Origin of the sequence: Clavibacter phaseoli, assembly GCF_021922925.1 — a bacterium.
Taxonomy (GTDB): Bacteria; Actinomycetota; Actinomycetes; order Actinomycetales; family Microbacteriaceae; genus Clavibacter; species Clavibacter phaseoli.
In genome coordinates this window covers 1,293,712-1,317,121 of the sequence record NZ_CP040786.1, presented here as the reverse complement: position 1 = coordinate 1,317,121, position 23,410 = coordinate 1,293,712, and the positions used below count along the sequence as shown (strand labels likewise).

Here is a 23,410-nt window from a genome sequence, read left to right as displayed (position 1 = left end):
GACGTGCGCTCGCGCGCCGCGTCGGACCCCGCCCCCGGATGCGGTGGATCAGGCCAGCAACGCCTCCGCGGAGTCCGCCACCGGGCCGAGGATCGCGGCCGAGCGCGCGGGCAGCACGACCTCGTCGGCGCCCAGCGCGACGCCCGGCGCGGTCGCGAGCAGCAGCGCGGGACGCTCGCCCACGACGGGCACGCGGCGCTCCTCGTCGGACAGGTTGACCACGATGGACAGCTCGCCGCGGTCCATCACGAGCAGGCGCGCCTCCTCGTGCACCTCGACCTCGACCTCGGCGAAGCGGGGGTCGGTGAGGTCGGGGTGGGCGCGACGCAGGCGGATCAGCTCGCCGTACAGGCCGAACAGGCGGGCGTGCCGCGAGTCGGCGGCCTCGGTCCCGTACAGCTCCGACCAGTCGAGCTTGGAGTCCTGGAAGGTCGAGAGGTCCTGCGGGTTCGGCACGACCGACTCGTCCCAGCCCATCTTCGCGAACTCCTCGATGCGGCCCTTCGCGGTCGCCTCGCCGAGGTCGTGCTCCGGGTGCGACGTGAAGAACTGCCACGGGGTGGTGGCGCCCCACTCCTCGCCCATGAAGAGCATCGGCGTGAAGGGCGACGTCAGCGTGAGGACCGCGGCCAGCGCGAGCCCGCCCTCGTCGAGCGTCGCCGTGAGGCGGTCGCCCGTGGCGCGGTTGCCGATCTGGTCGTGGTTCTGGTTCGCGACCACGAGGCGGTGCGCGGGGATCCGCTCCCGGTCGATCGGCCGGCCGTGGACGCGGCCGCGGAACGACGACCACGTGCCGTCGTGGAAGAAGCCGCGCGTGATGACCTTGGCGAGCGCCCCGAGCGACGCGAAGTCCTCGTAGTACCCGGTCGTCTCGCCCGTGAGCGCGACGTGGACGGCGTGGTGGAAGTCGTCGCTCCACTGCGCGTCGAGCCCGTAGCCGTGCGCCTCGCGGGAGGTGATCAGCTTCGGGTCGTTGAGGTCGGACTCCGCGATGAGCGTGAGCGGGCGGCCGACGTGGGCCGACAGCACGTCCACCTGCACCGCGAGCTCCTCGAGGAGGTGCGTCGCGGTCGCGTCGACGAGCGCGTGCACCGCATCGAGGCGCAGCGCGTCGACGTGGTAGTCGCCGAGCCACATGAGCGCGTTGTCGATGATGTACTCGCGCACGGGACCGGAGTCCTCGCCGTCGAGGTTGAGGCTGGATCCCCACGTGTTGGCCGACGCCTCGTGGAGGTACGGCCCGAACTCCGGCAGGTAGTTGCCCGAGGGGCCGAGGTGGTTGTACACGACGTCCTGCACGACGCCGAGGCCGCGCGCGTGGCACGCGTCGACGAAGCGCTGGTACGCCTCGGGTCCGCCGTAGGTCTCCTGGACCGTGTACCAGAGGACGCCGTCGTAGCCCCAGTTGTGGGTGCCGTTGAAGCCGTTGACCGGCAGCACCTCCACGAGGTCCACGCCGAGCGCCACGAGGTGGTCGAGCCTGTCGATGGCGGAGTCGAGCGTGCCGTCGGGCGTGAACGTCCCGATGTGCATCTCGTAGATGACGGCCCCCGCGAGCTGGCGCCCGGTCCACGCCTGGTCGGTCCACGCGAAGGACGACGGGTCGTACGTGCGCGAGCGGCCGTGGACGCCCTCGGGCTGGCGACGCGAGCGCGGGTCCGGCAGCGGGGTGTCGGAGTCGTCCACGAGGTAGCCGTAGTCGAGGTCGCCGGAGGGCAGGGCCTCGGCGCGGTCGGCGTCGAGGGTCCACCAGCCGTCGCCGACGGGCGCGAGCGGCAGGCGCTCGTCGCCCACGGAGAGGGCCAGGGTGCGGGCTTTCGGGGCCCAGATGTCGAAGCGGTCGTCGGTCATGCTCGGCTCCCGGGGGTGAGATCGGCGGCGGTGGACGCGGGCGCGAGGATCGCGACCGGGTAGTCGGCGAGGAGCGCCGCGACGGACACGCGCCCGCCGTCGAGACGACGGCCGCTCACGTGGTCGACGAGCTCGCCCTCGGGCAGCGCGATGGTGGTGGATCCCCATCCGCCGCCGGTCTCGAGGCCGACGGGCAGGCGGGTCGCGACGGTGATCGCCCCGCCGCGGTCGAAGGCGATCACGTGGGCGGCGGCGTCGCCCGTCGCGCGCACGGGCTCGTAGCCCGTGAACAGCTCCGGGTGCTCGCGACGGAGGCGGAGCGCGCGCGCCGTGACGAGGAGCTTGGCGGCCCCCGTCTCGTCGATGGCGGGCTCGGCGCCCTTGAGCACGGCGTCGAGGGCGGCGCGGCGGGTGCCGAAGTCGACCTCGCGGCGGTTGTCGGGATCCACGAGGCTCGTCTCCCACAGCTCGCTTCCCTGGTAGACGTCCGGCATGCCGGGCGCTGTGAGCTGGATGGCCTTGGCGGCCAGCGCGTTCGACCAGCCCGGTCCGGAGAGCCGATCGTAGAGCCCGGCGACGATCGTGCGGGCGCGCGGGTCGTCGAAGGCCGCGTCGACGAGCGCGTGCATGCGCTCCTCGAAGGCCTCGTCGGGCGCGGTCCACGTGGTGGAGTCGCCGGCCTCGCGCGACGCCTTCTCGGCGTACGCGTGCAGGCGCTCGCGCGACGCGGGCCACGTGCCGACGAGCGTCTGCCAGAGCAGGTTCTCGAACGGGCCGTCGCCGGTCGGCGCGACCTCGCGGAGCTGGCCGAGCGCGTCGCGCCAGGCCTCGGGCGTCTCGGAGAGCACGTCGATGCGGGCGCGGACGTCCTCGCCGCGCTTGGTGTCGTGCGTGGAGAGCGTCGTCATCGCGTGCGGGGCGACGCGGTGCCGCTCCTGCTGGCGCGCGTGGAAGTCGTCGACGTCGATCGCGAAGATCGACGGGTCGGCGCCGACCTCGTTGAGCGAGACGAGGCGCGAGTAGCGGTAGAACGCGGTGTCCTCGACGCCCTTGGCCATGACCATGCCGCTCGTCTGCTGGAAGCGCTGGGCGACGAGCGTGGACGGGTCGGAGAGCTGCGGCATGAGCGCGTCGATCGTGGCCTCGAGGTCGGGGCGGCTCGCGCGCGCAGCCGCGGCGGCCTCCTCGAGGTGCGCCAGCCCGCCGGGCAGGTAGCTGCGGTAGACGGGGAAGGTGGCCAGCAGCTCGGCGAGCGCGTCGGCGGCGTCCGCGGGCGCGTCGTCCACGAGGCGCTCGAGGCGCAGGACCTCGCTGCGGAGGATCCCGTCGGCGATGCCGCGCTTGGTGCCGCGGATCATGTCGGCCCAGCTGGTGAGCTCGCCCTGCGGCAGGCCGCGCAGCGACGCCTCGAGGTGGTCGAGCTCGACCTGGCCGTCGGGGTCGACGAGCACGCGGTCGATCTCCGCGAGCGCGTCGTAGCCCGTGGTGCCGGCGGTCGCCCAGTCGGTGGGCAGCGTCTCGCCGGGCTCGAGGATCTTCTCGACGAGCACGTACGCGCCGCCCGTGATGCGCGCGAGGTCGTCGAGGTACCCCTTCGGGTCGAGCAGGCCGTCCGGGTGGTCGACGCGGAGCCCGTCGGCGAGGCCCTCGCGGAACCAGCGCGAGATCTCCGCGTGCGACTCCTCGAAGACGCGCGGCAGCTCCACGCGGATGCCCGCGAGCGTGTTGACCGCGAAGAAGCGGCGGTAGTTGAGCTCGGCGTCGGCGCGGCGCCAGTTGATCAGCTCGTAGGACTGGCGCTCGTGCACCGTGCGGGCGTCCGCGTCGTCCTCGGCCGTGCCGGGCGCGACGGGGTAGCGCGTGTCGTAGTACCGGAGCTCGACGGTGCCGTCGTCGCCGCGCACCAGCTTCAGCTCGTCGAGCTCGGACTCGCCGTCGCCGAGCACGGGGATCCGCACCTTGCCCTGCCCGAAGTCCCAGTCGACGTCGAACGCGTCGGCGTAGCGGCTCGCGGTGCCGTGCAGGAGCAGGTCCCACCACCAGAGGCTCTCCACGGGCGTCGCGACGCCGACGTGGTTGGGGACGATGTCCACCAGCACGCCGAGGCCGAGCTCGTGGGCGCGGTCCGCGACGGCCTTCATGCCCGCCGCGCCGCCGCGCGCCGGGTCGACCTGCGAGTGGTCGACGACGTCGTAGCCGTGGTCGGACCCGGGCTCGGCCGTGAGGATCGGGCTGAGGTACACCCAGTCCGCGCCGAGGTCCTTCACGTACTGCAGCTGCTCGGCCACGGCGGCGAGGTCGAATGACTCCCGCACCTGGAACCGGTACGTGGAGATGGGGGTTCTCAACTGATGTCGCTCCTTGGTTCTGCGGCCGGCCGGTCGGCCTGCGCGTGGGTGAGGACGGCGAGGCTCGCCGCGACCGAGTGGTCGGGCTCCACCTCGGGCTCGGTGTAGGCGCGCAGCACCACGAGCGCCTTGGCCGCCACGTCCACGACGCTACTCGCGCGGAGGGCCGTCGAGTCGGCTCCGACGCCCGCGGTGTCGATCACGGTCTCCCACGCGTCCGCGTACTCGTCCGACGGGAGGGTGAAGGACACCGGCTCGTCGTGCGCGTTGAAGTAGAGGAGGAAGTGCGTGTCGTAGATGTCCTCGCCGCGGCGGTCGCGCCCGCGGATCCCGTTGCCGTTGAGGAACATGCCGATGGCACGGAGGCCGGACTCCCAGTCGTCGTCGACCATCGGGGTCGCGTCGCCGTCGAGCCACACGATGTCGGGCAGCGGCTCGCCCTCGCCGCGGCGCACGGGCCGCCCGTCGAAGAAGCGCCCGCGGCGGAACGTCGGGTGCTCCTTGCGGAGCCGCACGACGGACGCGGTGAACTCGACGAGCGGCTGGTCGGCCTGGTCCCAGTGCACCCAGCTGATCTCGTTGTCCTGCGCGTAGGTGTTGTTGTTGCCCTGCTGCGTGCGCCCGAGCTCGTCGCCGTGCAGGATCATCGGCACGCCCTGCGACAGGATCATGGTCGCGAGCATGTTGCGCTGCTGCCGGCCGCGCAGCGTGAGGATCGCCGGGTCGTCCGTCGGCCCCTCCACGCCCATGTTCCAGGAGCGGTTGTGGCTCTCGCCGTCCTTGTTGTCCTCGCCGTTCGCCTCGTTGTGCTTCTCGTCGTACGAGACCAGGTCCGCGATCGTGAAGCCGTCGTGCGCGGTGATGAAGTTGATCGACGCGACCGGTCGTCGCCCCGAGTGCTCGTAGAGGTCGGCCGACCCCGTGATGCGCGCCGCGAACTCGCCGAGCGACGAGGCCTCGCCGCGCCAGAAGTCGCGCACGGTGTCGCGGTACTTGCCGTTCCACTCGGTCCACTGCGGCGGGAAGTTGCCCACCTGGTAGCCGCCGGGGCCCACGTCCCAGGGCTCGGCGATGAGCTTGACCTGCGACACCACGGGGTCCTGCTGCACGAGCTCGAAGAAGGTGGCGAGCTTGTCGACGTCGTAGAACTCGCGGGCGAGCGCCGAGGCGAGGTCGAAGCGGAACCCGTCGACGTGCATCTCGGTGACCCACTAGCGCAGCGAGTCCATGATCAGCTGCAGCGCGTGCGGGTGGCGCACGTTGAGCGAGTTCCCCGTGCCCGTGTAGTCCATGTAGTAGGTGGGGTCGTCCTCCATGAGCCGGTAGTAGGCCTGGTTGTCGATGCCCTTGAACGAGAGCGTCGGCCCGAGGTGGTTGCCCTCGGCCGTGTGGTTGTAGACCACGTCGAGGATGACCTCGATGCCGGCGGCGTGCAGCGCCCGCACCATGGACTTGAACTCCTGCACCTGCTGGCCGAGCTCGCCCGTGGACGAGTAGGCGTTGTGCGGCGCGAAGAAGCCGATGGTGTTGTAGCCCCAGTAGTTGCGGAGGCCCTTCTCGAGCAGCGTGTTGTCCTGCACGAACTGGTGCACCGGCATGAGCTCGATGGCCGTCACGCCGAGCTTCTGCAGGTGGTCGATGACGGCGGGGTGCGCGATGCCGGCGTACGTGCCGCGCAGCTCCTCGGGGATCCGCGGGTTCAGCTGCGTGAGCCCCTTCACGTGCGCCTCGTAGACGACGGTCTCGCTGTAGGGCGTGCGGGGGAGGCGGTCGCCGTCCCAGTCGAAGAACGGGTTGACCACGACGCCGAGCATCATGTGCGGGCCCGAGTCCTCGTCGTTGCGGCTCGACGGGTCGCCGAAGTCGTAGGCGAACAGCGACGGGTGCCAGTCGAACTCGCCGCAGGTGGCCTTGGCGTAGGGATCCAGCAGCAGCTTCGCGGGGTTGGACCGGTGACCGGCCTCGGGCTCGTACGGCCCGGCGACGCGGTAGCCGTAGCGCTGCCCCGGCTGCACGTGCGGGAGGTAGCAGTGCCAGACGTGCGCGTCGACCTCCGTCACGTCCACGCGGGTCTCGGTGCCGTCCTCCTCGATGAGGCACAGCTGCACCTGCTCGGCGACCTCGCTGAAGAGCGCGAAGTTCGTGCCGCTCCCGTCGAAGGTCGCGCCGAGCGGGTAGGGGTTTCCGGGCCAGGTGTGCAAGTGGTCCTCCAGTTGGGTCGACTCGTCCGCAGACGGCGCGCACGGGGAGGGTGCGCGGTGTCCGTCGGGGGCGGGGCAGGCGGTTCATCCGCGGGGCCGCAGCGGCAGGGAGGCCGGATGCGACGCAGCGACGCACCAGGGGCGAGGGTACCGTGAGGACCCGGATCGGCCCGCATCCGACGGGTGCAGCGGGGTACGGTGGGACGCATGACCAACCTCGTCGCACAGCTCGCAGAGAACGTGAAGAACGCCGGAGTGGGGACGGTCTACGGCGACCCCCTCGACATCGACGGCTCGACCATCGTGCCCGTCGCATTCGCCTGGTACGGCTTCGGCGGGGGCAGCGACCTCCCCGACTCCGACGGCAACGTCGCGGGCGGCGGCGGGGGCGGTGGCGCCACGTGGCCCATCGGCGCGTACATCGCCACCGACGGCGAGGTGCGGTTCCAGCCCAACGTCATCGCGCTGCTCGCGGTGGCGACCCCCGTCATCTGGATCTCCGGCAAGGTCCTCGTCAAGCTCATCAAGACGCTGAAGTAGCGCACGTCGCACGACCACCGCGGAGCGCGGGTGCCCTCGGGTGCCCGCGCTCCCGTGCGTTCGGGGACGTGCGCCCCGGGCGCGTCGGACGCGCGCTATGCTCACCGTGAACACGGGAGTCCGGTGAGCCGGGCTGAGAGGAAGACCCCCAGTCTTCGACCGTCGAACCTGATCTGGATCATGCCAGCGCAGGGAGGTTTCCTTTCTCCACCCGTGCCCTCTTCCATCGCATCCGAAGGGCACGACCAATGACCGCATCACCGTCCTCCACGGCGTCCGCCGTCCCCGCCGATTCCGGCGCCCGCACCCCGCGCTCCGGCCTCCGCGCCCGCTGGCGGGTCATCGACATCGTCGTGGCGAGCGTCCTGGGCGTCGCGTCCGGCCTCGTCTTCGTCATCTGGAACACGGCGTCCGTGCCGGTCGGCGGCTTCTTCGAGCCGCTGCTGCCGGGCCTCCAGGCGCTCGCGGGCGGCGGCTGGCTGTTCGCCGGCGTGCTCACCGGCATCGTCATCCGCAAGCCCGGCGCCGCCCTCTACGGCGAGCTCCTCGCGGCGTTCGTCTCCATGCTCGTCGGCAACGTGTGGGGGGTCGGGACGCTGCTCTCCGGCCTCACGCAGGGCCTCGGCGCGGAGCTCGTGCTCCTCGTCTTCCTCTACGCGAACTGGCGCGCCTACGTCGCCGTGCTCGCGGGCATGGGCGCCGGGCTCGGCATGGCGATCACGGACCTCATCACGTACTACCCGGGATCCACGCCGCTGTTCGCCACGATCTACACGGTGGCGGCGCTCGTCTCGGGTGCGATCGTCGCGGGGCTCCTCTCGTGGCTGGTCGCCCGAGCGCTCGCCCGCACCGGCGCGCTCTCGCGCTTCGCCTCGGGCCGCGACACCGCGGCCCGCGTCTGACCGTGCGGCGGCCGGGCCGTCGCACGGCGTCGATCGACGCGTCGCGCGTCCCGCTCGCCGGGCCGGAGGCGACGGCCGACGCGGCGGGCGGGGCGTCCGTGCGGGCCGAGGGCTGGGGCTGGCGGCACGCGGGTCGGAGCGCCTGGGCGGTCCGCGACGTGGACCTCGTCATCGAGCCGGGCGAGCGGGTGCTGCTGCTCGGCGCGTCCGGCGCGGGCAAGACCACGCTCATGCACGCCCTCGCCGGCGTCCTCGGCGGCGACGACGAGGGGGAGACCCGCGGCACCCTGCTCGTCGACGGGGAGGATCCGGCCGCCCGCCGCGGCCGCGCGGGGCTCGTGCTGCAGGATCCGGATGCGCAGGTGATCCTCTCCCGCGTCGGCGACGACGTCGCGTTCGGCTGCGAGAACCTCGGCGTCCCGCGCGACGAGATCTGGGCGCGCGTGCGCGACGCGCTCGACGCGGTGGGCCTCGACGTCGCCCTCGACCGCTCCACGACCGCGCTCTCCGGCGGGCAGAAGCAGCGCCTCGCCCTCGCCGGGGTCCTCGCCATGCGGCCGGGGCTCCTGCTGCTCGACGAGCCGACCGCGAACCTCGATCCCGAGGGCGTCGGGGAGGTGCGTCACGCCGTGGGGTCGGTGGTCGAGCGGACCGGCGCGACCCTCGTCGTCATCGAGCACCGCGTGGCCGTGTGGCAGGACCTCGTCGACCGGGTCGTCGTGCTGGCGGCCGACGGCGGGGTCCTCGCCGACGGGGCGCCCGACGACGTCCTCCGCGACCAGGGCGCGTCCCTCGCCGCCGCGGGCGTCTGGGTGCCGGGCCGCGAGCCGGCCGCGCCCGTCCGCGATCGGGCCGCGCCCGCGACGCTCCTCCGCGCGGACGGCCTCGCCGTGGGGCGGGGCGGCGCCCGCGGCACCGCGGTGGCCGACGGCGTCGGCGTCGCGCTCGGTTCCGGCCGCGTCACCGCCCTCACCGGACCGAACGGCGGCGGCAAGAGCACGCTCGCGCTGACGCTCGGCGGCCTCCTGCCCGCGCTGTCCGGCCGGGTCGTCGCGGAGGCGGCCCTCGCCGACGGCCTCGGCGCGGATCCCGTCGCCTGGCGCTCGCGCGAGCTGGCCGCCCGCATCGGCACCGTCTTCCAGGACCCGGAGCACCAGCTCCTCGCCGGCACCGTGCGCGCGGAGCTCGAGGTCGGCCCGCGCGCCGTGGGCATGGATCCCGCGGACGCCGCCCGCCGCGTCGACGAGCTGCTCACGCGCCTGCGCCTCGACGGCCTCGCGCAGGCCAACCCCTTCACGCTGTCGGGCGGCGAGAAGCGGCGCCTCTCCGTGGCGACGGCCCTCGCGACCGCGCCGCGCCTCCTCGTGCTCGACGAGCCGACGTTCGGGCAGGACGCCCGCACCTGGGCCGAGCTCGTCGCGCTCCTGGCCGACCTCGTCGACCGCGCGGGCGTCGGCGTCCTGGCCGTCACCCACGACGCGGACCTCGTCCGCGCGCTCGCGGACGACGTCCTCCGCCTCGACGCCGTCCCGGGCTCCGCCGCCCGCCTGGAGGTCGTGCGGTGAGCGCCGCCCCGACCTCGGTCGTGCCCGCCGCCCGTGCGACCGGCCTCGCCGCCGTCAACCCCGTCGCCCGGCTCGCGGCGGCCCTCGTCCTGACGCTCGTCCTCGTGCTGAGCCTCGACGTGGTCTCCGCGGGCGTGGCGCTCGCGCTCGAGCTGCTGCTCCTGCCCGCCGCGGGGATCCGTCCGCGCGCGTTCCTCGTCCGGGGCATCCCGATCTGGATCGCGGCGCCCGGCGCCGGTCTGACGATCCTGCTCTACGGCCGCACGTCCGGCGACGTGTACGCCCAGTTCCTGCTCGTCGTCGTCAGCGAGGGGTCCGTCCTGCTGGCGGTCGCCACGACGCTGCGCGTGCTGGCCATCGGCGTCGCCTCTCTCGCCCTGTTCACGGACGTGGATCCCACGGACCTCGCCGACGGCCTCGCCCAGGTCGCGCGCCTGCCGTCCCGCTTCGTCCTCGGGGCGCTCGCGGGCGTCCGGCTGGTGGGCCTCCTCCTCGACGACTGGCGCTCGCTCGAGCTGGCCCGTCGTGCACGCGGCGTCGCCGACCGCGGCCGGATCCGACGCTTCGCCGGGCAGGCCTTCGCGCTCCTCGTGCTCTCCATCCGGCGCGGCAGCAAGCTGGCGACCGCCATGGAGGCCCGCGGCTTCGGCGGCGGCACCGCCCGCACGTGGGCCCGGCCCAGCGTCATCGGCCGTCGCGAGGCGCTGGTCGTGGCGGTCGCCGTGCTCGTGGCCGCCTGCGCGGTGGCGGCCGCCGTCGCGGCCGGGACGTGGGGCTCCGGTGCGGCCTGAGGCGGGGGAGCGACGCCCGGCGCTGGTCCTCGTCGACGGCCCGTCCGGCTCCGGCAAGTCGACCCTGGCGGACGCCCTCGTCCGCGACGGCGACCCGGACGCGGGGCTCCCGCCCGGCGCTCAGCTCCTCCGGCTCGACGACGTCTACCCCGGCTGGGACGGCCTCGAGGCGGCGTCCCGGCACCTCGAGCGCGAGGTCCTGTCGGAGATGCGCCCGGGCGGCCGCCCCCGCTGGCGACGCTGGGACTGGTCCGCCGACGCGCCCGCGGAGTGGCACGACCTGGACCCGGGGCGCCCGCTCGTGGTCGAGGGCTGCGGATCCCTGACCCGGGCCGCCGCGCGCCTCGCCACGCACCGCATCTGGGTGGAGGCGGATGACGCCGTGCGACGGGCCCGCGCCATCGCCCGCGACGGCGAGGCCTTCGCGCGGGAGTGGGAGCGCTGGGACGCGCAGTGGCGCGCGCACGTCGACCGGGAGGATCCGCGCGCCCTGGCCGACGCCGTCGTCCGCACGGACGCCGTGGCGGCGGCCGGGTAGCCTGAGGCCATGACCGATTCCGCACCGTCCGACGTCCGCTACCTCGCCGTCTACGCCGACGGCCCCCTCGAGGGCACCACCGAGACCCGCGTCCTCGTCGACGGCCAGCACGACGAGACCATCAGCACCATGTCGGCCGTGGAGGGCAAGGAGTCTCTCTTCCAGTACCGCGCCGGCCAGGTGTCCGAGGTCGCGGGCGAGCAGCGCGTGACCTACACGTTCGTGGCCGACGGCAGCGACGACGTCCTCGGCGAGGGCGACGACGAGTCCCTCGAGCTCTGATCCCCGGCACATCCGGCGCCTGAGCGCCCGCCGACGACCCCGGCCCGCCCTGCGGCTGCCGGGGTCGTCATGCGTCCGGGCCGCACGATGCGCGGACCGTGGGCCGGTGCGTCCGCGGTGAGTCTCAGGCCCAGCCGAGCTCGTGGAGCCGGTCGTCGTCGATGCCGTGGAAGTGCGCGATCTCGTGCACGAGCGTGACGTGGACGAGATCCCGCAGCGCGTCCATGTCCTCGGCCTCGTGCAGGTGCGGCTCGCGGTAGACGACGATGCGGTCCGGCATCTCGCCGAACCCGTATTGCCCGCGCTCGGTCATGGCCACGCCGTCGTAGAGGCCCAGCAGGTCGAGCGACCCGTCCTCGGGCCGGTCCTCGACCACGAACACGACGTTGTCGAGCCCGTCCACCATCTCGTCCGGCAGCTCGTCGAGCTCGTCGACCACCAGTCGCTCGAAGTCGTCGGGATCGCAGCGCAGCATCCGCCCACCCTCCCATACGCGCATGCGCGGGAGCCCGGCCGATGCGATGGTCGGCCGCGTGACGGTCGGCGACCACGGGGGAGACGACGGAAGGGCCGGGACCCTCTCGGATCCCGGCCCTTCCCGGTGGGGTGGACGACGGGGCTCGAACCCGCGACTTCCGGCTCCACAAGCCAGCGCTCTGCCAACTGAGCTACGCCCACCATGCGGCCGATCCCGCTCTCGCGGACGGCCATGGAAGAGGATACTACAGCCGCGGGGCCCACGCGGACGTCACGTCCGCGGAGATGGCCTGCACGTCCTCGGTGGCCGGTCCGGGCGCCGGCACGAAGGCCGCGCGGCGGTAGTACTCGAGCTCCCGGATCGACTCCAGGATGTCCGCGAGGGCGCGGTGGCCGCCGTTCTTCGCCGGGGAGTTGAAGTAGATCCGGGGGAACCACTCCTTCGCCAGCACCTTGATGGAGGAGACGTCGACGCTGCGGTAGTGGAGGTGCGCGTCCACGCGGGGCATGTACTTCGCGAGGAACGCGCGGTCGGTGCCGATGGTGTTGCCCGCGATGGGCGCCTTGCCGCCGTTCGGCACGTGCTGCAGCAGGTACTCGAGCACCGCGAACTCGGCGTCGGCGAGGCTGACGCCCGCGGGGATCTCGTCTAGCAGCCCCGAGGACCGGTGCATGTCGGTGACGAACTCGCCCATGTTCGCGAGCGCGGCGGGGTCGGGGTTGATCACGATCGTGAAGCCGGCGTCGACGGGGACGAGGTCGAAGTCGGTGACGACGACGGCGACCTCCACCAGCTCGTCGATCGCGAGGTCGAGCCCCGTCATCTCGCAGTCGATCCACACCAGCCGGTCAGAGTTGTTGCCCATCCCCCGATCCTATCGGCGGGCCCGGGCCGCCCTGATGCGCCGCCTACCATGGGGGAGTGATCACCCTCCTCGCCGTCCTGCTCATCGTCAACGGCGTCTGGAACGTCGTCGTGTGGCCGCAGTTCCTCAAGCGCGTCGCGAAGGATCCCCGAGCCCGCGCCGCCGACGGGTCGCGCACCGCCTTCTTCACCGTCCACCTCGTGCTGGTGTCGGTGTCCCTGCTCCTCGCCCTCGTCTCGATCGTCGCCGCCGTCGCGGCCTTCGCGTCCTGACCCCCGGAGGGGGCGCGCCCAGGCCCGACGCGGTGCCCGCGGGATCCGAGGGCGTGCGGGTGATCATGTTCTCCTCCCTCTTCTGCGTTCCGTGCCAGGCGACCCGGCGCTCGCTCCAGGAGGTCCAGCGGCTGCTGCCCTGGCTCCCGGTCGAGGAGCTCGACGTCGCGGCGCACGCGGACCTGGCCGAGGCGGAGCGCATCCGGTCGACGCCCACGATCCTCGTGCGCGCGGGGGACCGCGAGGTGTTTCGCGCGGAGGGCGTGCCGACCGCGCCCCAGGTGCTGCAGGCGGTCGTGCGGGCCATGGACGGGACGGCCGCCGCCGCTCCCGGCAGCGCCCCGGGGCGCCCGGATCCCGCGTAGTACCCTCGTCACGACCCCCTGTAGCTCAATGGATAGAGCATCGGCCTTCTAATCCGACGGTTGCGCGTTCGAGTCGCGCCGGGGGGACCGACTGTCGGAAGCGCCGGATCGGACGTAGATTCGACGCATGCGCGACATCCAGTCACAGATCATCGCCGCCCTCGAGGTGCGCCCGACCATCGATCCCGCCGACGAGGTCCGCAAGCGCGTCGACTTCCTCAAGGCCTACCTCCGATCCACCGGTGCCGAGGGCTTCGTCCTCGGCGTCAGCGGCGGGCAGGACTCCTCCCTGGCCGGGCGCATCGCCCAGCTCGCCGTCGAGGAGCTCGCCGCCGAGGGGCTCCTCGCCGAGTTCGTCGCCGTGCGCCTGCCGTACGGCGTGCAGGCGGACGAGGAGGACGCGCAGCTCGCGCTCTCCTTCATCCAGCCGAAGTCGAGCGTGGTCTTCGACATCAAGCGCGCCGTCGACGGCTTCCAGGCCGAGTACGCCGACGCGGCCGGTCACGCGATGACGGACTTCACCAAGGGCAACGTCAAGGCGCGCTCGCGCATGGTCGCCCAGTATGCCCTGGCCGGGCAGGCCCGCCTGCTGGTGATCGGCACGGACCACGCCGCGGAAGCGGTCACGGGCTTCTTCACGAAGTACGGCGACGGCGGGGCGGACGTGCTCCCGCTCACGGGCCTCACCAAGCGCCAGGGCCGGGCCCTCCTCGAGCACCTCGGCGCGCCGGAGCGGCTCTACCTCAAGGCGCCCACCGCGGACCTCCTCGACGACACCCCCGGCCAGACCGACGAGGCCAACCTCGGCCTCACGTACGCCGACATCGACGACTTCCTCGAGGGCCGCGACGTCGACGACGAGGTGGCCGAGGCCATCGAGGCCCGCTACCAGAGCACCGAGCACAAGCGTCGGGTCCCCGCGAGCATGTTCGACGACTGGTGGAAGTGATCCCCGTCTGACCCCACGCGACGACGCCCCGCACCTCATCCGAGGTGCGGGGCGTCGTCATGTGCCGGCGGGGACGGTCAGCGCCGCTCGGCCTCCGCGGCGCGCGAGTTGGCGGCAGCCGACGAGGGCACGGGCGGGCTGTACTGCTCGTCCGGCGACTCGACCCGGCGCTCGGCGGCCGGCTGGTCGTCGGCACCGCTGCGCCACGGCACCGGCACGGGAGCGACGGCGGTCGGCTCGGCGGGGCGCGCCTGCGGCCGGCTCGCGGCGCCCGTGTCGGTGGCCGGCTGGTCGTCCTCGAACTGCCAGCGGGAGATGTCGCCCTGGAAGATCTTGCGGGCGCGGCCGGGGTGGTGCTGCCACTCGACCATGCGGTCGCGGAACTCGGCGAGCTGCGCGTCGAACTGGAAGCCGAAGCTGCCGCTGCCGCGCTTGAACTCGGTGATCTCGTGCGCGGCCCAGGTCGCGGCGGTCGCCGCGCCCTTGACCGGCAGGAGTCGGATGCGGATGTCGGCCTCGCCCGCGGCGCGGTCGGCGAGCACGCGCTCCTGCGCTGTGAGGCCGTCCCACGCGGACGCCTGGCGCGCCGCGTCGATCAGCACGCCGATGGCGGCGGCCTTCACCTCGCGGTCGTGCCGGGTGAGGATCCGCTGCGTGGCGCTGCGCGCGATTACGGCGGCGAGCACGCCGGCAACCACGATGGCGACGAAGGGGACGACGACGCCGGAGAGGAGCTGCGTGCCCCGCTCGGACGCGAGGGCATCGAGGAGATCATTCCACCACTGCATGCGGCGACCGTACCCCGGGCCCCGGGCGCCGTCCGGGAGGCCGCGCGGGCGCGTCGCGCCGACCGCCACCGGGCGGCCGGCCGTCAGAAGCGCAGGCAGTCCACCGCGTCCTGCAGCGACCAGAAGTCGCCCAGCGGGACGAACCCCTGCGCGTCCCGGCGCAGCCGCTTGGCGCGGAAGCGCTCGCCCTGCGGCTCGTGCATGCGCTCGACGTAGCCGAGCACCGCGCCGTCCGGCCGGGTGACCCGCAGGAGCCCGTCGTGCAGCTCGCGCACCTGCGCGGCCGAGCGCGACAGGGGGGTGTAGGTGATGCTGGGCATGGTGTCCTCCGTCCGCGTGCCGCCGGCCCGGCGGTGTCTCGATGTCCCCGAAGCTACGGGGGACCACCGACATCCCGACCGGCAGGAATGGGCGGCGCCCGATGACGGTTCCCTCCCATGTCGACCACCGCGGACCTCGCGCGCGTCGACGGGAAGTAGGTTCATCTCTCATGCAGACATTCATCCTCGCCGGCGGCTGCTTCTGGTGCCTCGATGCGGTCTACCGCACCCTCGACGGCGTCCAGGACGTCATCTCCGGGTACATCGGCGGTCACACCGCCCACCCCTCCTACGACGCCGTGTGCACGGGCGCGACCGGGCACGCCGAGGCGGTGAAGGTGGTCTTCGACGAGGAGGTCATCCCCGCCGACGTCATCCTCGACGTGTTCTTCACGCTGCACGACCCGCGTCAGCTCAACCGCCAGGGCGCCGACGTCGGCACCCAGTACCGCTCGGCGATGTTCCCCGCGGACGCGGAGCAGGAGCAGCTGTTCCGGGACGCGATCGCCCGCGCCGGCGAGCTGTGGGACGGCACGCCCGTCACCACGATCGAGCCGGTCGGCACCTGGTACGACGCGGAGGACTACCACCAGGACTTCTTCGCCAAGAACCCGGGACAGGGCTACTGCAACGCGGTCGCCGTGCCCAAGGTGAACAAGGTGCGGAAGTCGTTCGCGCAGTACGTGCGCGCGGCCTGATCCACCTCCCCTCGACGCCCCGCGGCCTGTACGGCCGCGGGGCGTCGGCGTACCATCGGCACGTCCGGGCGACGAGGCCCGGCCAGGAGAGGCGACGACGATGTCGATGACCACCAGCACGAGCACGACCGGACTCCCGCGCACGGCGGGCAAGACCTGGGTGGCCTTCGGGGCCACGGGGGCGCTCGCCTCCATCCACTCGCACGACGACGGCTACGAGGTGCGGTCGCTGCACCGCGGCGTCGTGGCCGGCACCTACCCCACCCTGGAGATCGCGAAGGCGGCGCTCCGCGCGGGCCACGACGGCCTCCGCTTCTCCGAGCACTGAGCCCGGACGTCCCCTCCCCATGCACGCGCGCGTCGTGCCGTGCGCGGGATGCCCTCGGCGACCCCGTGGAGCCCCTGCTCTGACGCATCCTCGGTCGCGGCCGTCGGGGCGCGGGAGGAGGGGCGATGAGCGCGGGAAGCCGGGGACCGGGCCACGAGGCGCGGGGGAGCGGGACGCACGTCGCGGTGCGCGGCACGGTCGCGCGGCGGCCGCGATGCATCCGCACGGTCGAGGGATGGGAGGTCGCGAGCCTCCTCGTCGGACCCCGGTGCGTGAGGCATCCGGGTGGCGCCGCGGACGGACCGGGCGGCCCGGACGGCGGCGCGATCCTCGTCGTGTGCGCCGGCGCCTGCATCTCCGGGGTCGTGGCGGGTCTCGCCGTCGGCGAGGAGGTGATCGTCCTGGGCGAGCTCGTCCCCCGTCGGGCAGCCCGGCCGGAGCACGACGCCGTGGAGCTCGTGGGGCACGCCGTGCTCGCGCGACGCGGCATCGGGGCCGTCGGCACCACGGCGGCGGAGCCTAGGATCGCACCATGAGCGGATCCCCCCGGTGGCTCGAGCCGGATCAGCAGCGCGCCTGGCGGACCGTCATCGTCGCGCTGAACAACGTCAGCGAGCGCATCGAGCGGGAGCTCCTCCGCGACGCGGGCATGCCGCACGCCTACTACATGATCCTCGTCCGCCTGTCGGAGGCCGAGGGCGGCGCCCTCCCCATGAGCGTCCTGGCCCGCGCGCTGCAGGCCTCGGCGAGCCGCACCTCGCACGCCGTCACCCGCCTGGAGCAGCTGGGCTGGGTGCGCCGCTCGCGGTCGCCCCACGACGGCCGGAGCCTGCTCGCCGAGCTCACCGACGAGGGTCGCGCGACCCTCGAGGCGGCGGCACCCGGGCACGCGGAGGAGGTGCTCCGCACGGTGTTCGACCCGCTGACCGCCGAGCAGACCGCGCAGCTCGAGGCCATCGCGCGGGATATCCTCGCCAGCATGAGCGCATCCTCCCTCGACGACGGCCGGGGGAGCGCCCGCGGCGACGACCTCGCCATCCCCCCGGCACCCGACCGCGACGCCGACCCGGCCTGCGCCGACGAGTCCGCCGCGTGATCCGCGCCGGCCGCGCCCTCCTGGCGCCGGCGCTCCTCGGCGCCCTGCTCCTCTCGGCCTGCACGCAGTCGGCTCCCGCGCCGGAGCCGACCCCGACCGCCGTCGTGGAGAGCGGCGATCCCGGTGCCGCGCCCACCACGCCGACCATCGCGCCCGTCGACCCGGACGGCACGGCGGAGGGCAACCTCCCCGCGTTCGAGGCGACGGCGGGCGGCGTGGTCGCCGCGGATCCCAACGCGCAGGGTCGGGCCCTCGTGGACGCGCTCGTGGCCGCCGGCTTCCCGAAGGACCGCATGGAGGTCACCGCGGACGCGACGCCCCTCGGCAACTCGGTCGACTCGATCCTCGTCTCCGTGCACATGCCGGACGCGTGCCTCATCGGGCAGCGCGCCCAGGACGGGTTCAGCGCCCACGTCGAGCCGGCGCTCTCCTCGGGTCGCTGCCTGGTCGGCCAGACGCGCGCGATCGACTGGTGACGGCGGCGCTGACGCGTCCCAGCGCGGCGTCCGGGGCGCGCGGCACTGAATAGACTCGTGCCATGGCTGAATACATCTACTCGATGGTCCGCGCCCGGAAGTCGGTCGGCGACAAGCTGATCCTCGACGACGTCACCATGTCGTTCATCCCCGGCGCGAAGATCGGCGTCGTCGGGCCGAACGGCGCGGGCAAGTCGACGATCCTGAAGATCATGGCGGGCCTCGACACGCCCAGCAACGGCGAGGCCAAGCTCTCGCCCGGCTACTCGGTCGGCATCCTCATGCAGGAGCCCGAGCTCGACGAGTCGAAGACCGTGCTGGAGAACGTCCAGGAGGGCGTGGGCCCGCTGAAGGCCCAGGTCGACCACTACAACGAGATCGCCGCGGCCATGGCCGAGCCCGACGCCGACTTCGACACCCTCCTCGCCGAGATGGGCACGCTGCAGGAGGCCATCGACGCCGCCGACGGCTGGGAGCTCGACTCGCAGCTCGAGCAGGCGATGGACGCGCTGCGCACCCCGCCGGGCGACGCCTCGGTCGCGAACCTCTCCGGCGGCGAGAAGCGCCGCGTCGCGCTCTGCAAGCTGCTGCTCCAGAAGCCCGACCTGCTGCTCCTCGACGAGCCCACCAACCACCTCGACGCCGAGAGCGTGCTCTGGCTCGAGCAGCACCTCTCCAAGTACCCCGGCGCCGTCCTCGCCGTGACCCACGACCGGTACTTCCTCGACCACGTCGCGGAGTGGATCGCCGAGGTCGACCGCGGACGCCTCTACCCCTACGAGGGCAACTACTCGACCTACCTCGAGAAGAAGCAGGAGCGCCTCAGCGTCCAGGGCAAGAAGGACGCCAAGCTCTCCAAGCGCCTCGCCGAGGAGCTCGACTGGGTGCGCAGCAACGCGAAGGGCCGCCAGGCGAAGTCGAAGGCGCGCCTCGCGCGCTACGAGGAGATGGTGACCGAGGCGGAGCGCACGAGGAAGCTGGACTTCGAGGAGATCCAGATCCCCGTCGGCCCGCGCCTCGGCTCGCAGGTCATCGACGCGAAGAAGCTGCACAAGCAGTTCGGCGAGCGGGTCCTCATCGACGACCTCTCCTTCACGCTGCCCCGCAACGGCATCGTCGGCGTCATCGGCCCGAACGGCGTCGGCAAGACCACGCTGTTCAAGACCATCGTCGGCTTCGAGCCGCTGGACGCCGGCGAGCTCAAGGTCGGCGACACCGTCGACATCTCCTACGTCGACCAGAGCCGCGGCGGCATCGACCCCGAGAAGTCGCTCTTCGAGGTCGTCTCCGACGGCCAGGACTACATCCAGGTCGGCAAGCAGGAGGTGCCCGCGCGCGCCTACGTCTCCACGTTCGGCTTCAAGGGCCCCGACCAGCAGAAGAAGGCCGGCATCCTCTCCGGCGGCGAGCGCAACCGCCTGAACCTCGCGCTCACGCTCAAGCAGGGCGGCAACCTGCTGCTGCTCGACGAGCCCACCAACGACCTGGACGTCGAGACGCTCGGCAGCCTGGAGAACGCGCTGCTCGAGTTCCCCGGGTGCGCCGTGGTCATCACGCACGACCGGTGGTTCCTCGACCGGATCGCGACCCACATCCTGTCCTACGAGGGCACGGAGGAGGATCCGGCGAACTGGTACTGGTTCGAGGGCAACTTCGAGTCGTACGAGCAGAACAAGATCGAGCGCCTGGGCGCGGACGCCGCGAAGCCGCACCGCTCCGCGTACCGCAAGCTCACGCGCGACTGATCCCGTGACCCGGGTCCACGTCCCGGTCCACCTCAGGTGGGCCGACCTCGACGCCTACGACCACGTGAACAACGTGGAGGTCCTGCGGCTCCTGGAGGAGGCGCGCGTCCGCGCGTTCTGGCGGGGCGACGACGACGGGGACGGCGTGGACCCGGGGATGGCGCTCATCGACGCGACGGCCGGCGCCGCCACGATGACGATGATCGCGCGGCAGGAGATCGAGTACCTGCTGCCCATCTCCTACGGGCGGCGGCCGCTCGACGTGCAGGTGTGGCTGGGACGGCTCGGCGGGTCCAGCCTCGAGGCCTGCTACGAGGTGCGGACGCCCGTGGGTGTCGAGCCGTCGGCGCTGTACGCGCGGGCGACCTCGACCATCGTGCTGGTCGACGCCGCGACGGGGAGGCCCCGCCGGATCACCGGCGACGAGCGCGCCGCCTGGGCGGAGTACGTCGAGGAGCCCGTCGCCTTCAGCCGACGCGGCTGAGCCGGGCCGTCAGCCCCGTGCCTCGGCCGGGACGCGGACCATGCCCTCCTGCGCCACGCTCGCGAGCAGCACGCCGTCGCGGGAGTAGATGCGGCCGAGCGAGAGGCCGCGGCCGCCCTGGGCGCTCGTCGACTCCTGCACGTAGAGCATCCACTCGTCGGCGCGGCCGAAGCGGTGGAACCACATCGCGTGGTCGAGGCTCGCGGCCTTGATGCCGGGCGTCGCCCAGGAGAGGCCATGCCGGCGGTAGATGGACTCGAGGATCGAGTAGTCGCTCGCGTAGGCGAGGGACGCGAGGTGGACGGCGGGGTCGTCGGGGAGGCGGCCGATGGCGCGGATCCACACGGCCTGGTGCGCGACGCGGTCGGGCGCGGCGCCGAAGTAGACGGGCTGCTCGACGTGGCGCATGTCGAAGGGGCGGTCGTTCGCCCAGTGCGCGGCGACGGGGTGGTCGATGCGGGAGAGCACGTCGCGCGCGCTCGGCAGCGACTCCGGCTCGGGGATCCCCTCGGGCATGGGCGCCTGGTGCTCGAGTCCCTCGTCCGCGTCCTGGAACGAGGCGATCATCGAGAGGATCGGGCGGCCGTCCTGGTAGGCCTGCGTGCGGCGGGTCGAGAACGAGCGGCCGTCGTGGATCCGGTCGACCGAGAAGGTGATGGGCTTCGTGACGTCGCCGGGCCGGAGGAAGTAGCCGTGCATGCTGTGCGGGCGGCGGTCGGCGTCCGTGGTGCGCATGGCCGCGACGAGGGACTGCGCGAGCACCTGGCCGCCGAAGACGCGGCCCATCGGCATCCACTGCGACGGGCCCGTGGAGATGTCCTCGCTCGTGCGCGCGCCCGTGTCGGTGAGGTCGAGCGCGGTGAGCAGGCCGGCGAGCGGGCCGTCGTCCGGGATGTCGGATGCGTGGTCGGTCATTGGTCCTCCGCCTGGCGGGTCCGGCTTCGGGCGGCCGGGCGCCCGGCGGATCGCACGGGCGCATCCAGTAGCTTAGACACGCCATGACGCCCTCCTTCGCCCTCCGGGACGCCCTCGCCCTCGGCGATCTGCAGACCTTCCTCGGGCGCTCCGCCCGCGTCGACGACGGGGCCGTGCGCCTCATCGGATCCGGCGGGGTGCTCGCCGCCTACACCTCGGTGCTCCAGCCCGCCGGCCTCCTCGACCGGTCGCCCACGGTGCTCGGCCTCCGCACGTTCGCGGCCGAGACGCAGGCGGACGTCGACAGCGTGGTCCCGATCCGCGCGCTCCTCGACCGCCTCGCGCGCCTCGAGGGACCGGCGACCGGATCCCCGGGCGAGCCCGTCGGCGTGCTCGTGCCGCCGGACACCGCCACCGCGCCGTGGGCGGGGATCTCGCCCCCGCGCGCCGGATGGGAGCGCGTAGCGGACGTCGCGGCACCCGCCCTCCGCGCGGCGGCGCGCGCCGGGATCGACGAGGTCGCCGCCGCCGTGCCGTCGGGCATCGGCGAGCAGATCGTGTCGCGCGTGCGCGGCGAGGTGTGGGGCCGCCCCGTGGATGGTGCGCCCGACGTCGTCGCCGGCGGGGCGTTCGCCGCCTACAGCCTCGGGTTCCTGGGCCCGGACCCCGCGCCCGACGCGGAGCAGGACGACGAGGAGGCGCCCGTCGCGGTGTTCCGCGTCGGCCCGTGGACGCGCCTCACCACGGCGCGCGGGCACGTGCTCGTGCGGCGCCTCTAGCGCGACGATCGGCGTCGGCGGACGCCCTCAGGACTCGTCGAAGGTGTTGACCATCGCGTGGGCGGCGCGCTCCAGGTAGTCCCAGAGCTGCGCCTCGTGCAGGGGCGAGAGGTCGAGCGAGTCGACGGCCACGCGCATGTGCGCGAGCCAGCGGTCGCGTGCGTCGGGGTTCACGCGGAACGGCATGTGCCGCATCCGCAGGCGCGGGTGGCCGCGCTCGTCGCTGTACGTGGTGGGACCGCCCCAGTACTGCTCGAGGAACCCGGTGAGGCGCTGGATCGCGCCCTCGAGGTCCTCCTCCGGGTACATCGCGACGAGGACGGGGTCCTCCGCGACGCCGCGGTAGAACTCCCGGACCAGCCTCTCGAATGTCGGGCGGCCGCCGACGTCGTCGTAGAACGAGTTGGCGAGCAGGTCGGCCATCAGGACTCCTCGGGCGGGGTGGCGGGCTTCCTCGGCTGACGCGGCGCGCGCGGCGGCTTCGGGGGAGCGGCGTCCGCGGATCCGGCGTCCGTCCCGGTCGTCGCGTCGTCGGACGGCGCGGCCGCGGGGTCCTCCGGGAGGACGGTCCAGGTCGCGGTGACCTCGTCCTCGTCCGGTTCGGCGTCCCGGGCGGGCGACGGGTCCTGCGCGGGGATCACCTGCGTCGCGCGCGGGTCCGGGCGGGAGCCGGCGGCGCCGCGGACGACGGGGGAGGCGGATCCGGCTGCCGGGGATCCGGGCTGCCGCTGGGCGACCTTCCGGGCGGCGCGCGTGCGGGGAGCCGGCTGCTCCGGCTGCTGCACGGGCGTCGACGCGGTGCGCGGCGGGTGCGCGCCGCCCACGCTGGCCGCGCTGTCGAAGCCGGTGAGCACGACGGCGGTGAGCGACGGCAGGGTGACGCCCATCGCGTCGAGGCTCGCCTTGAGCCGGGCCCGGAGCTCGCGGGAGACGTCGTCGCGGGCGTTGCTGCGCGTCTTGACGACCACGCGGATCACGACGGCCGACTCCGAGATCGACTCGATGCCCCACAGCTCGGGCTTCTCGACGATGCGCGAGCGCCACTTCGGGGTGGACGCGAGCTCGACGGCGGTCGCGAGCATGCGCTCCTGCACGGCCTGCACGTCGGTGTCGTAGGGGACGGCGAGGTCGATGACGACGCGCGCCCAGCCCTGCGACATGTTGCCGACGCGGAGGATCTCGCCGTTGCGCACGAACCAGAGCGTGCCGTTGACGTCGCGGAGGGTCGTGATGCGGATGCCGACGGTCTCGACGACTCCCGTCGCAGGCCCCACGTCGACGACGTCGCCGACGCCGAGCTGGTCCTCCACGACCATGAATAGGCCGTTGAGGATGTCCTTGACGATGTTCTGGGCGCCGAAGCCGAGGCCGGCGCCGAGGGCGGCGGTGAGGAGGGCGAGGGAGCTCGTCACGTTCGGCGCCACCACGGAGAGCACGCTCGCTATGACGATGACGACGATCACGACGGTGGTGATGTTGCTGAGGACGCTGCCCAGGGTGCGGGTCCGCTGGACCACGCGCACGGCGGTGAGCGGCGATGCCTGGATGGACTGCGTGTCGTCGACGTTCTGCCGCTTCTTCACGCCGTTGACGATCTGGTCGACGGTGTTGCGGATCACCACCAGGAGGATCCACCGGACGATCACGCCGCCGAGGACGAACGAGACGACCTGGATGAGGACGCTCCACGTGGAGAAGAACGAGCCGTCGCCGCAGCACACCATGCTCAGGTCCATCGCGACGCGCTTCCGACGGGGGTGAGGAGAGGGGAGGTCATCCGGACGAGTGTACCGGCGGCCTCCCCGGCCGCCCCTGGGTCCGTGCGCATGAGCGA

At 73.2% G+C, this 23,410-nt stretch carries 26 protein-coding genes, 2 tRNA genes, 1 pseudogene and 1 riboswitch; of the genes and pseudogenes, 18 read left to right on the top strand and 11 right to left on the bottom strand.

Annotated elements, in window-relative coordinates:
* Positions 1 to 48: 48 nt before the first annotated feature.
* The 3 genes and pseudogenes from treZ to glgX form a co-directional block, all read right to left on the bottom strand.
* Positions 49 to 1,851, bottom strand: a complete 1,803-nt coding sequence (treZ, locus tag FGI33_RS06140; RefSeq protein WP_119434319.1) for a malto-oligosyltrehalose trehalohydrolase — start codon at positions 1,849 to 1,851, stop codon at positions 49 to 51.
* Positions 1,848 to 4,199, bottom strand: a complete 2,352-nt coding sequence (gene treY / locus FGI33_RS06135) for a malto-oligosyltrehalose synthase (RefSeq protein ID WP_119434320.1) — start codon at positions 4,197 to 4,199, stop codon at positions 1,848 to 1,850. The genes treZ and treY overlap by 4 nt, the downstream gene beginning before the upstream one ends.
* A pseudogene (gene glgX, locus FGI33_RS06130) lies at positions 4,196 to 6,400 on the bottom strand (glycogen debranching protein GlgX). The gene treY and the pseudogene glgX overlap by 4 nt, the downstream one beginning before the upstream one ends.
* Before the next feature lie 207 nt (positions 6,401 to 6,607).
* Between glgX and FGI33_RS06125 the strand changes: the two are divergent.
* From FGI33_RS06125 to FGI33_RS06100, 6 genes are all read left to right on the top strand, one after another.
* On the top strand, positions 6,608 to 6,940 hold the full coding sequence (locus tag FGI33_RS06125) for a hypothetical protein (protein ID WP_012038119.1): 333 nt from the start codon (positions 6,608 to 6,610) through the stop codon (positions 6,938 to 6,940).
* Positions 6,941 to 7,042: 102 nt separating this feature from the next.
* Positions 7,043 to 7,153, top strand: a riboswitch (TPP riboswitch).
* A gap of 35 nt (positions 7,154 to 7,188) precedes the next feature.
* Positions 7,189 to 7,842 (top strand): ECF transporter S component, encoded by a 654-nt coding sequence (locus FGI33_RS06120; RefSeq protein ID WP_119434321.1) that lies wholly within the window; start codon positions 7,189 to 7,191, stop codon positions 7,840 to 7,842.
* Positions 7,843 to 7,844: 2 nt separating this feature from the next.
* Positions 7,845 to 9,407, top strand: coding sequence for an ABC transporter ATP-binding protein (locus FGI33_RS06115; protein ID WP_237582389.1), 1,563 nt, complete (start codon positions 7,845 to 7,847; stop codon positions 9,405 to 9,407).
* A complete protein-coding gene (locus tag FGI33_RS06110; protein WP_237582388.1) occupies positions 9,404 to 10,198 on the top strand; it encodes an energy-coupling factor transporter transmembrane component T family protein in 795 nt (264 codons plus the stop codon). Before FGI33_RS06115 ends, FGI33_RS06110 begins: the two co-directional genes overlap by 4 nt.
* Positions 10,188 to 10,736 carry a nucleoside/nucleotide kinase family protein gene (locus FGI33_RS06105; protein WP_119435076.1) on the top strand — a complete coding sequence of 183 codons (549 nt, stop codon included), beginning with the start codon at positions 10,188 to 10,190 and terminating at the stop codon, positions 10,734 to 10,736. Before FGI33_RS06110 ends, FGI33_RS06105 begins: the two co-directional genes overlap by 11 nt.
* A 9-nt stretch (positions 10,737 to 10,745) precedes the next feature.
* On the top strand, positions 10,746 to 11,018 hold the full coding sequence (locus FGI33_RS06100) for a hypothetical protein (RefSeq protein WP_119435075.1): 273 nt from the start codon (positions 10,746 to 10,748) through the stop codon (positions 11,016 to 11,018).
* Between the two features lie 124 nt (positions 11,019 to 11,142).
* Here FGI33_RS06100 and FGI33_RS06095 read toward each other — a convergent pair whose 3' ends face one another.
* The 3 genes from FGI33_RS06095 to orn form a co-directional block, all read right to left on the bottom strand.
* The gene (locus FGI33_RS06095; RefSeq protein ID WP_160479747.1) at positions 11,143 to 11,493 is read right to left on the bottom strand and encodes a metallopeptidase family protein; all 351 of its coding nucleotides are present in this window, start codon (positions 11,491 to 11,493) and stop codon (positions 11,143 to 11,145) included.
* Positions 11,494 to 11,620: 127 nt separating this feature from the next.
* Positions 11,621 to 11,696 (bottom strand) — tRNA-His (locus FGI33_RS06090).
* A 44-nt stretch (positions 11,697 to 11,740) separates the two neighbouring features.
* Positions 11,741 to 12,361 carry an oligoribonuclease gene (orn, locus tag FGI33_RS06085; protein ID WP_119435073.1) on the bottom strand — a complete coding sequence of 207 codons (621 nt, stop codon included), beginning with the start codon at positions 12,359 to 12,361 and terminating at the stop codon, positions 11,741 to 11,743.
* Between the two features lie 56 nt (positions 12,362 to 12,417).
* Between orn and FGI33_RS06080 the strand changes: the two genes are divergently transcribed.
* The 4 genes from FGI33_RS06080 to nadE all read left to right on the top strand — a co-directional run bounded on the left by FGI33_RS06080 (position 12,418) and on the right by nadE (position 13,947).
* Positions 12,418 to 12,633, top strand: coding sequence for an SCO4848 family membrane protein (locus FGI33_RS06080; protein ID WP_119401713.1), 216 nt, complete (start codon positions 12,418 to 12,420; stop codon positions 12,631 to 12,633).
* Between the two features lie 32 nt (positions 12,634 to 12,665).
* A complete protein-coding gene (locus FGI33_RS06075; protein WP_237582387.1) occupies positions 12,666 to 12,998 on the top strand; it encodes a thioredoxin family protein in 333 nt (110 codons plus the stop codon).
* A gap of 14 nt (positions 12,999 to 13,012) precedes the next feature.
* Positions 13,013 to 13,085 (top strand) — tRNA-Arg (locus FGI33_RS06070).
* 40 nt (positions 13,086 to 13,125) lie between these two features.
* Positions 13,126 to 13,947 (top strand): ammonia-dependent NAD(+) synthetase, encoded by an 822-nt coding sequence (nadE, locus tag FGI33_RS06065; RefSeq protein ID WP_119435072.1) that lies wholly within the window; start codon positions 13,126 to 13,128, stop codon positions 13,945 to 13,947.
* 77 nt (positions 13,948 to 14,024) lie between these two features.
* Here nadE and FGI33_RS06060 read toward each other — a convergent pair whose 3' ends face one another.
* Both FGI33_RS06060 and FGI33_RS06055 read right to left on the bottom strand, forming a co-directional pair.
* On the bottom strand, positions 14,025 to 14,735 hold the full coding sequence (locus FGI33_RS06060) for a hypothetical protein (RefSeq protein WP_237582386.1): 711 nt from the start codon (positions 14,733 to 14,735) through the stop codon (positions 14,025 to 14,027).
* An 83-nt stretch (positions 14,736 to 14,818) separates the two neighbouring features.
* Positions 14,819 to 15,055, bottom strand: a complete 237-nt coding sequence (locus FGI33_RS06055) for a hypothetical protein (protein ID WP_119435392.1) — start codon at positions 15,053 to 15,055, stop codon at positions 14,819 to 14,821.
* 170 nt (positions 15,056 to 15,225) lie between these two features.
* Here FGI33_RS06055 and msrA point away from each other — a divergent pair, with 170 nt between their 5' ends.
* From msrA to FGI33_RS06020, 7 genes are all read left to right on the top strand, one after another.
* Positions 15,226 to 15,753, top strand: a complete 528-nt coding sequence (gene msrA / locus FGI33_RS06050; protein ID WP_119435391.1) for a peptide-methionine (S)-S-oxide reductase MsrA — start codon at positions 15,226 to 15,228, stop codon at positions 15,751 to 15,753.
* A gap of 106 nt (positions 15,754 to 15,859) precedes the next feature.
* Positions 15,860 to 16,081: a hypothetical protein gene (locus tag FGI33_RS06045; RefSeq protein ID WP_237582385.1), complete on the top strand. Its 222-nt coding sequence runs from the start codon at positions 15,860 to 15,862 to the stop codon at positions 16,079 to 16,081.
* A gap of 272 nt (positions 16,082 to 16,353) precedes the next feature.
* Entirely contained in the window at positions 16,354 to 16,617 is a 264-nt protein-coding gene (locus tag FGI33_RS06040) for a hypothetical protein (protein WP_237582384.1), read from the top strand.
* Positions 16,614 to 17,177, top strand: coding sequence for a MarR family winged helix-turn-helix transcriptional regulator (locus FGI33_RS06035; RefSeq protein WP_119435388.1), 564 nt, complete (start codon positions 16,614 to 16,616; stop codon positions 17,175 to 17,177). The genes FGI33_RS06040 and FGI33_RS06035 overlap by 4 nt, the downstream gene beginning before the upstream one ends.
* Positions 17,174 to 17,653 carry a DUF6993 domain-containing protein gene (locus FGI33_RS06030; RefSeq protein WP_237582383.1) on the top strand — a complete coding sequence of 160 codons (480 nt, stop codon included), beginning with the start codon at positions 17,174 to 17,176 and terminating at the stop codon, positions 17,651 to 17,653. Before FGI33_RS06035 ends, FGI33_RS06030 begins: the two co-directional genes overlap by 4 nt.
* Positions 17,654 to 17,715: 62 nt before the next feature.
* Positions 17,716 to 19,398, top strand: a complete 1,683-nt coding sequence (gene ettA / locus FGI33_RS06025; protein ID WP_119435065.1) for an energy-dependent translational throttle protein EttA — start codon at positions 17,716 to 17,718, stop codon at positions 19,396 to 19,398.
* Between the two features lie 4 nt (positions 19,399 to 19,402).
* The gene (locus FGI33_RS06020) at positions 19,403 to 19,882 is read left to right on the top strand and encodes an acyl-CoA thioesterase (protein WP_119435066.1); all 480 of its coding nucleotides are present in this window, start codon (positions 19,403 to 19,405) and stop codon (positions 19,880 to 19,882) included.
* Positions 19,883 to 19,891: 9 nt separating this feature from the next.
* Here the strand turns inward: FGI33_RS06020 and FGI33_RS06015 are convergent, their stop codons facing one another.
* A complete protein-coding gene (locus FGI33_RS06015; protein WP_119435067.1) occupies positions 19,892 to 20,797 on the bottom strand; it encodes an acyl-CoA thioesterase in 906 nt (301 codons plus the stop codon).
* An 83-nt stretch (positions 20,798 to 20,880) separates the two neighbouring features.
* On the opposite strand from FGI33_RS06015, the gene FGI33_RS06010 reads away from it, so the two are divergent.
* On the top strand, positions 20,881 to 21,576 hold the full coding sequence (locus FGI33_RS06010; protein ID WP_237582382.1) for a DUF8185 domain-containing protein: 696 nt from the start codon (positions 20,881 to 20,883) through the stop codon (positions 21,574 to 21,576).
* Between the two features lie 27 nt (positions 21,577 to 21,603).
* On the opposite strand, the gene FGI33_RS06005 is transcribed toward FGI33_RS06010, so the two are convergent.
* Together FGI33_RS06005 and FGI33_RS06000 are read right to left on the bottom strand one after the other, a co-directional pair.
* A complete protein-coding gene (locus tag FGI33_RS06005) occupies positions 21,604 to 21,999 on the bottom strand; it encodes a globin (RefSeq protein ID WP_119435732.1) in 396 nt (131 codons plus the stop codon).
* Complete coding sequence (locus FGI33_RS06000; RefSeq protein WP_237582381.1) at positions 21,999 to 23,312, bottom strand: mechanosensitive ion channel family protein; 1,314 nt, start codon at positions 23,310 to 23,312, stop codon at positions 21,999 to 22,001. Before FGI33_RS06000 ends, FGI33_RS06005 begins: the two co-directional genes overlap by 1 nt.
* Positions 23,313 to 23,410 lie beyond the last annotated feature (98 nt).